The 7,248-nt window shown below is 62.7% G+C and carries 7 protein-coding genes; 1 reads left to right on the top strand and 6 read right to left on the bottom strand.

Annotated features, from left to right (window positions below; genetic code table 11):
* The 5 genes from EOA86_RS15265 to EOA86_RS15285 form a co-directional block, all read right to left on the bottom strand.
* Positions 1-211, bottom strand: a 211-nt coding sequence (locus EOA86_RS15265; RefSeq protein WP_128342383.1) for an FAD-dependent oxidoreductase, incomplete at its 3' end; no start/stop codon positions are given.
* Between the two features lie 136 nt (positions 212-347).
* Entirely contained in the window at positions 348-1,406 is a 1,059-nt protein-coding gene (locus tag EOA86_RS15270) for a dipeptidase (RefSeq protein WP_128342385.1), read from the bottom strand.
* A 184-nt stretch (positions 1,407-1,590) separates the two neighbouring features.
* Positions 1,591-1,890 (bottom strand): GNAT family N-acetyltransferase, encoded by a 300-nt coding sequence (locus EOA86_RS15275; protein WP_029348700.1) that lies wholly within the window; start codon positions 1,888-1,890, stop codon positions 1,591-1,593.
* A gap of 3 nt (positions 1,891-1,893) precedes the next feature.
* Positions 1,894-2,517, bottom strand: coding sequence for an alpha/beta hydrolase (locus EOA86_RS15280; RefSeq protein ID WP_128342387.1), 624 nt, complete (start codon positions 2,515-2,517; stop codon positions 1,894-1,896).
* A 10-nt stretch (positions 2,518-2,527) separates the two neighbouring features.
* Positions 2,528-3,460: a VOC family protein gene (locus EOA86_RS15285; RefSeq protein ID WP_128342389.1), complete on the bottom strand. Its 933-nt coding sequence runs from the start codon at positions 3,458-3,460 to the stop codon at positions 2,528-2,530.
* A gap of 218 nt (positions 3,461-3,678) precedes the next feature.
* Between EOA86_RS15285 and EOA86_RS15290 the strand changes: the two genes are divergently transcribed.
* A complete protein-coding gene (locus EOA86_RS15290) occupies positions 3,679-5,256 on the top strand; it encodes an alkaline phosphatase family protein (protein ID WP_128342391.1) in 1,578 nt (525 codons plus the stop codon).
* A gap of 52 nt (positions 5,257-5,308) precedes the next feature.
* Here EOA86_RS15290 and EOA86_RS15295 read toward each other — a convergent pair whose 3' ends face one another.
* The gene (locus tag EOA86_RS15295) at positions 5,309-6,829 is read right to left on the bottom strand and encodes a PRC-barrel domain-containing protein (protein ID WP_128342392.1); all 1,521 of its coding nucleotides are present in this window, start codon (positions 6,827-6,829) and stop codon (positions 5,309-5,311) included.
* Positions 6,830-7,248: the final 419 nt, after the last annotated feature.

Raw genomic sequence — 7,248 nt, forward strand, 5'->3', positions numbered from 1 at the left:
GTTCCGGCATGTCCTCGCACAGGAACTGACCGCCGCTGTCGATCCGCTCGCCAAGCCCATTCCACTTGGACTCGACCCGCCCGCCGACGCGGCCGCGCGCCTCGAGCAGCACAAAATCAATGCCGGCCTTGTTCAATTCATGCGCGGCTGACAGGCCGGTAAAGCCGGCGCCGACGATGGCGACATCGGTTCGTACGGCCTGGCGCTTCAAGAGCCGGCCCTGAAGTTCTCGAAGTCCGCAATCATCCGCGGCTTGAGCTCCGGAGACAACGGTCTTGTCGAGATCATCAAAACCCCGCTCGATCGATATATTGCAGGTCGCTGGCTACTCTGCCGGGCGACACGCTTTACCCGATGGTCTTTTCCAGCATACTGATCCAGTTGCGATAGGCGATCTTCTCGATCAGCGCGCGACCGAAGCCGCGCTCGGCGAACGCATCGAGCAGCTTCGGCAGGCCGGTGACGTCGCCGATCACAGCCGGGATCATGGCGCCGTCGAAATCGGACCCGAGGCCGACGCCGTCTTCGCCCAGCGCCTGCAGCAGTGAATCGACATGGCGCACCATGATGTCGAGACTGGTATCGGCATTCATCCTGCCGTCCTCGCGCAAAAACCCGGTGGCGAAATTCAGCCCGACCAAGCCACCCGACTCGCGGATCGCGCCTAGCTGCCAGTCCGTGAGGTTGCGGGAATGGCCGCAGATCGCATGGACGTTCGAGTGGGTCGCGACCAGCGGGGCGTCACTGATCTCGGCGACGTCGCGAAACCCCTTTTCGTTGAGATGCGAAAGATCGACCATGATGCCGAGCTGGTTGCAGGCCTTGACCAGTCCCTTGCCGGCATCGGTCAGGCCAGGTCCGGTGTCGGGCGTCGAAGGGAAACGGAACGGCACGCCGTGGCCGAAAGCGTTCGGGCGGCTCCAGACGACGCCGAGCGAGCGCAGGCCGGCCCCATGCAACACGTCGAGCATCGTCAGTTCGGGGTCGATCGCCTCGACGCCTTCAATATGGAACACCGCCGCGATCGACCCTTGCGCCATCGCATTTCGCACGTCGCCGGCGCTGCGGCAGACGGTGAGCGCCGACGCTCGTTCCAGCCTGAACAGGATCGAGGCCATGGCGATGGTGGAAGCGAGCGCGTCGGCGCGCGGAATTTCGGGCGGCAAGGGCTCGGTATCGCTCGGCGCAGGTGGAACCGCACTGCGCTTGGATTTTTCGACCGGCGGCGGAAAGATCGCGAACATGCCGCCAGCAAAGCCGCCCTTTTTCGCGCGCGGCAGGTCGATGTGGCCACCCTGCGTTCCCTCGATGAACAGCTTCTCAACATCCGCGTCCTTCGACTGATGGAGCCTGAGCAGCGTATCGTTGTGGCCGTCGAAGACGGGAACGAGGTCGGTCTCGGTCATCAAGGGATCATTCGGTTCGATTGGTCGGGCGGCAATATACCTACTTAGGCAAGGCAATACCTACTAGGCAAGACAACCCACTAGGCAAGACAGGCGATCTGCGCAAATGCCACAGCGATGGGTGCCTTGTGGCTGCCCGCCCTCAACCGTCATCGCGAGCGGAGGCCTATGGGTAGGACCAGCGCTATTGCTTCAGCACGTCGGCCCATTCCTTGTGACGATGGAACTGGGCGTTGGCGAACGGACAAAGCGGGATGATCTTCTTGCCCGCCGCGCGCGCGTCCTCGACGGCTCGGGTGACAAGGCGAAGCCCGGCGCCCTGGCCGCGGAACGCATCCGGCACCTCGGTGTGGTCGATGATGATCTGGTGCTCGCCGATCTTGGTGAAGGTCATCTCCGCCTCGGCGCCATCAGGCCCGCGCAAGAGATAACGGCCTTTGGAACCGCGATCCTCCAGTTCGATCTCCGGCAATTGGTCAAGCATTGCTTACGCTCCTTCTGCCGGCGTAGCGGACAGGAACCGCCGCGCCGCCTCGATCTCGTTCGACTGCACCTCATGGCCGCCGTCGTGCCACTCCACTGTGACATCGGCGCCATCGGCGCGCAAATAGGCCTCGAGCCGCGACGTCAGGTTGGGCGGACATATCGGATCGCGCCTGCCTGCTGTGACCAGGATGCGACGGCCGGCGAGACTTCCCTCGATCTCCGGTTCGAACGGGATGAGCGGATGCATCAGCACCGCCGCGTCGAAAAGAGAGGGCGCCGCGAACACCACCGAGGCCAGGATGTTGGCGCCGTTGGAATAGCCGAGGCCAAGCACCGACGAGGGTTTTGCCGCCTCGACATGCGCCTTGACGAAACCGACCATCTTGTCCGTCGCCCGCGCCAGGTCGCCCATGTCGTAGACGCCCTCGCCGGTGCGGCGGAAAAAGCGCGCGGCACCGTGTTCCGAGACATCGCCGCGCGGCGAGACGATAGTCGCCTGCGGTCCGAGATCGCGCCCGAGCGACAGAAGCTGACTCTCGTCGGCCCCGGTGCCGTGGAAGACGAATAGCAGCGATCCATCAGGCGAACCGGGCAGTGCTTTGTAGATGTAAGCGTCCTTACTCATGGCCTTGTCCTCAGTCTTCCAGCTTCTGCAAATGTTGCTCGAGATAGGGCCTCAGATGCCGGTGCTGCGACGGCAGCTTCAGCGCCTCGCCGAGATGGGCGGTGTCCTCGTCGCGGTCGAAGCCGGGCTCGTTGGTGGCGACTTCGAACAGCACGCCGCCCGGCGTGCGGAAATAGATCGCCCAGAAATAGTCACGATCGATCACCGGCGTCACCTGATAGCCGGTGTCCATCAGCGCCTTGCGCACTTCGAGTTGCTTGGCGCGGTTTTCGACAGCGAAGGCGACGTGGTGGACGGAGCCGGCGCCGAGATCGGCAAAAGCGGCGCCCGGCAACGATTCGATATCGACGATATTGGCGCCGTTGCCGTTCTTCACCGCCAGCCTTTTTACAGTGCCGAACGTGTCGACTTCTTCATAGCCCATGAATTTCAGCAGCTCTTCGGTGGCGCCGCCATCCTTCAGCCTAAGCGCCACCGAGTGGAAGCCGCGGATCGCCTCGTCGGAGGGAACATCGCCCTTCGCCCACGGCCTCCGGGTGTCTGCCTTGTTCTCGACCAGCGCAAACCCGTCACCATCGGGACCAGCGAAGCCAAGGCGCTTCTCACCGAAGCTCTCTTCGCGCGACAGCCCGGCGACACCCTCATCGGCAAATCGCTTTTCCCAATAGGCGAGCGTGCCTTCGGGCACCGAATAGACCGTGGTGCCTACTTCGCCAACGCCGTGGCGACCGTTGCCGATATTGGGGAACGGAAAATAGGTCATCACCGAACCGGGCGTGCCGAGCTCGTCGGCGTAATAGAGATGGTAGACATCCGGCGCGTCGAAATTGACGGTTTTCTTGACCCGGCGCAGGCCGAGCTTTTTGGTGAAGAACTCATTGTTCTGACGCGCATCCCTGGCCATCGAGGTGACGTGATGCAGGCCTTTGATCTGGTCGAGCATTTTTCCTGCTCCTTTCCTTGTCCTATGCGGCCCATGCCGCGGTCCACGCCTATATGAGAACCGGCCAGCCGGCGGCAAAGGCCGCAAACACAGATGGACTGTGCTCTATAAGTGAACAATGAGGCAGATTTTGTTCACGATTTGGCGAATACCTGAGGCTTGCGTCGCCACAAAAATTAGGCTCCATGAGCGGCACGTTTTCAATGAAGGATACAGCATTGGTCAGAAAAGACAGGCGCCCGAATGTTCTCCTGATCACCTGCGACCAGTGGCGCAGCGACTGCCTGTCGGCGGCAGGCCACAAGGTGGTGCGGACGCCGAATGCCGACGCGCTCGCCGCCGAGGGTGTGCTGTTTCGAAAGCATTATGGCGGCGCGGCGCCCTGCTCGCCGGCACGCGCCTGCCTATACACCGGCCTCTACCAGATGAACAACCGAGTTTGCCGCAACGGAACCCCGCTCGACGTCCGTCACGGCAACATCGCGCTCTCGGCGCGCAGTCTCGGCTATGATCCGACGCTGTTCGGCTATACCGACGTATCGCCCGATCCGCGCACGCTGGCGCCGGGCGACCCGCGGCTAAAAAGCTATGAAGGCGTGCTGCCCGGCTTCACCGTGCGCCAACTCCTGCCGGAGCACCAGAAACCGTGGCTGTCGTGGCTCAAGGCGCGCGGCATCGAGAGCAGCGCCGGTTTTCCCGACATCCATCGCCCAGCGGACGAGATTGGAGCCGGGACCGACGGCGCGGTGACAAGCGCGCCGCCCGTCTACTCGAAGGACGAAACCCCTGCTGCTTTCCTGACCGGCGAATTCGCCCGCTGGCTTGACGAACAGGAGCGCGATACACCGTGGTTCGCGCATCTTTCCTTCCTCAGCCCGCATCCGCCCTTCATCGTGCCCGAGCCTTACAACAGGATGTATGATCCTGCAGAGGGACCGGCTTTCCACCGCGCCGTGAGCTGGCAGGCCGAGGCAGAAAGCCATCCCTACCTTGCCTATAACCTTGACCTGCAGGAGCGTTCGAATTTCCGCCCCGGCGCCGAGGGCAAGGTGCGCGACTGGGGAGACGACAATTTTGGCCGCATCCGCGCGCTCTATTACGGTATGATCTCGGAGGTCGACGCACAGCTTGGCCGCATCTGGCAGGCGGTCAAGGGGGCGGGTGCATGGGATGACACCATCGTCGTGCTGACCTCCGATCATGCCGAGATGATGGGCGACCATTACATGCTGGGCAAGGGCGGCTTCTTCGACGGCAGTTATCATATTCCGCTGATCATCCGCGACCCGCGTCGCCGCAAAGCGGCCGGCGCCAAGGTCGATCGCTTCACTGAGGCGGTGGACATAGCGCCGACATTGCTCGCCCTGCTTGGCGAGGAAACCCCGCCGCATCTCGACGGACGATCGCTGAAGCCGTTCCTGGACGCCGTGGAGCCGGGGGACTGGCGCGAGGCCGCGCATTGGGAATTCGATTTCCGCTCGGTTGCCGAAGGTGACGCCGAGCGCCATTTTGGCATCGGTCCGCGCCAGTGCAATCTGGCCGTCATCCGCACGAAACAATTCAAATATGTACATTTCGGCGGCGGCCTGCCGCCGCTGCTGTTCGACCTGGAGCAGGATCGAGACGAACTAACCAATGTCGCTGCCGATCCGGCCTATCTGCCGGTCCGGTTGGAGCTTGCCGAGAGGCTGCTTGCCTGGCGGGCCGAACATCTCGATCAGTCGCTGGCGCTCGCCGAACTGACCGACGATGGCGTTGCCGGCCATGTCGCAGGCCTGCCACCTTTCCAGTCATGAAAAAAGGCCCGCGCCGTTGCCGGCGCGGGCTTTTTTTCGTCGTTAGAGCGAATTAACGCATCATCATGCGCTGCTCGTCGCGCTTCTCTGCATAGGTGCCCTTGTCGTACGCGACCTGCGCCTCGAGCTGCTCCTTGGTGAAGTTCGTGTAGAGATAGCGGTTGCCATCCTTGTCGGTCATGAATTTAAGATTGTCCATGCCGACCGCCACTTCCTTCTCGCCAACGCCGAGGAAACCGCCGACGTCGATGATGACGGCGTCGACCTTCTTGTCGCCCGTCAACACGACGTCACCAATCTCGCCGACGTTGACATCATTGGCGCCGTAGACGGTGGTTCCAACCAAATCTTCGGACCGGATTTCGTTGATCGGCATTTCGGTCAGCGCCGACTTGTCGATCGCCGCGGTCTGCGTCTGGTCGGGGGTTGCGTCAGGCGTTGCTGCAGCCGGGGCCTCGGCTGTCTTGTCCGCCGGTGCTGGAGCAGCCGGGTCAGGCGTTGTGGCCGGGGCCTGCGCCGTCTGGTCCGCCGGTGCCGGAGCAGCCGGGTCAGGCGTTGCCGCCGGGGCCTGCGCTGTCTTGTCCGCCGGTGCCGGAGCAGTGGTGTCAGGCGTTGTGGCCGGGGCCTGCGCTGTCTTGTCCGGGGCTGGGGCCGCATCGACAGCAGGGGTGGTTGTCACTGGCGCCGGCGTCGCCGCGTCAGTCGATGCGGTTGTCGCCGGGGCGGGATCATAGGCCTCGCGGTTGAACTCCGGCAACGCCTCCAGGTCTTCCTTGGTGGTCTCGGCCACCAGCCAGCGATCGCCGTTCCTTTCCGCCCACTTGGCCTTATCGAACTCGTAGGCGACATTCTTTTCGCCAACCTCAAGGAAGCCGCCGACGCCAATGATCAGCGACTCTGCCTTGCCATCCTTGGCCAGAACGATGTCGTTCACGTCGCCGATGTTTTGAGCGTCGTCGCCAGTGCCGTTGTAGACGGTTTCGCCGATGATATTGGTGGCAAGATTACCGTCGGCACGCTTCACAGGTTCGGCCGGAGCTGCGGTGCTCTCGGCTGGAGCAGCCGGAGCGTTCTGTGCGGTGGTTTCCGTCGAGCCGGAAGGAGCGGCAGGAGCCGTAGCCGTAGTGTCATTGGCCGCAGGAGCCGGATCGAAAGCGCTGCGGTCGAAGTCCGGCTGAGCCGTCAACTCATCCTTTGTGGTTTGCGCAATCAGCCAACGGTCGCCGTTCCGTTCGGCCCATTGCAGCTTATTGTAGTCGAAAGCCACGTTCTTGGCGCCAACGCCAAGAAAGCCGCCGACGCCGATGACCACGGATTTTGCATGACCGTTTTCATCGAAGACAACGTCGTCGACATTGCCAATGTTCTCGGCATCGTCGCCTGTGCCATTATAGACCGATTCCCCGATGATGTTGGTCACCAGGCTGCCTTCGGCGCGCGCAACGGGAGCCGCAGGAGCGGTATCCTGGACTACCGGGTCCTGCGTCGGCGCCGGGGTTGTGGCCGTCTGCGCATATGCACCGGTCGCAAGCAGCGCTGCGAGCGCGGTGGTGGTCAAAAGGGTGCGGATCATTTAATCCTCCTGCGTTATCTCGTTCCCGCCGCGAGCATGGGAGATCGGTCGCGGCGTTACATATTCACAACGTCGTGACCGCGCGGTTGTTCCGACACCATGGTGAGCGTCGTGAAAAAACCACCCGAAACGCGCTCGCTCATGCCCTCGGCCGGTGAGATTCGCTCCTGTATTTTCGTTAGAGCTGCGGAACTTTTTTTCAGCCGCCCCGTTCCAGCCTACGGCTGGGTCTGTCCTCGCCGATGATTATCCGATGGTTGCCAAGAAAAAACGGAGTGGGGGGATGCGATTTGCGGCGGTGCTGAACCAGGAGGGCGGCACCCTGCGCACGTTTGATCTTTCCGCCTTCACGGACCGGATGCGCCAGACGTTGGAGGCAGCAGGTCACTCCATCGATATCGACATCGTTGCCGCCAAGG

Source organism: Mesorhizobium sp. M5C.F.Ca.IN.020.32.2.1 (assembly GCF_004023105.1).
Classification (GTDB): Bacteria; Pseudomonadota; Alphaproteobacteria; order Rhizobiales; family Rhizobiaceae; genus Mesorhizobium; species Mesorhizobium wenxiniae.

Coding starts and splice junctions, on each gene's coding strand:
- EOA86_RS15295 (WP_128342392.1), bottom strand. CDS start 6,829: ATGATCCGCACCCTTTTGACCACCACCGCGCTCGCAGCGCTGCTTGCG.
- EOA86_RS15275 (WP_029348700.1), bottom strand. CDS start 1,890: ATGCTTGACCAATTGCCGGAGATCGAACTGGAGGATCGCGGTTCCAAA.
- EOA86_RS15270 (WP_128342385.1), bottom strand. CDS start 1,406: ATGACCGAGACCGACCTCGTTCCCGTCTTCGACGGCCACAACGATACG.
- EOA86_RS15280 (WP_128342387.1), bottom strand. CDS start 2,517: ATGAGTAAGGACGCTTACATCTACAAAGCACTGCCCGGTTCGCCTGAT.
- EOA86_RS15285 (WP_128342389.1), bottom strand. CDS start 3,460: ATGCTCGACCAGATCAAAGGCCTGCATCACGTCACCTCGATGGCCAGG.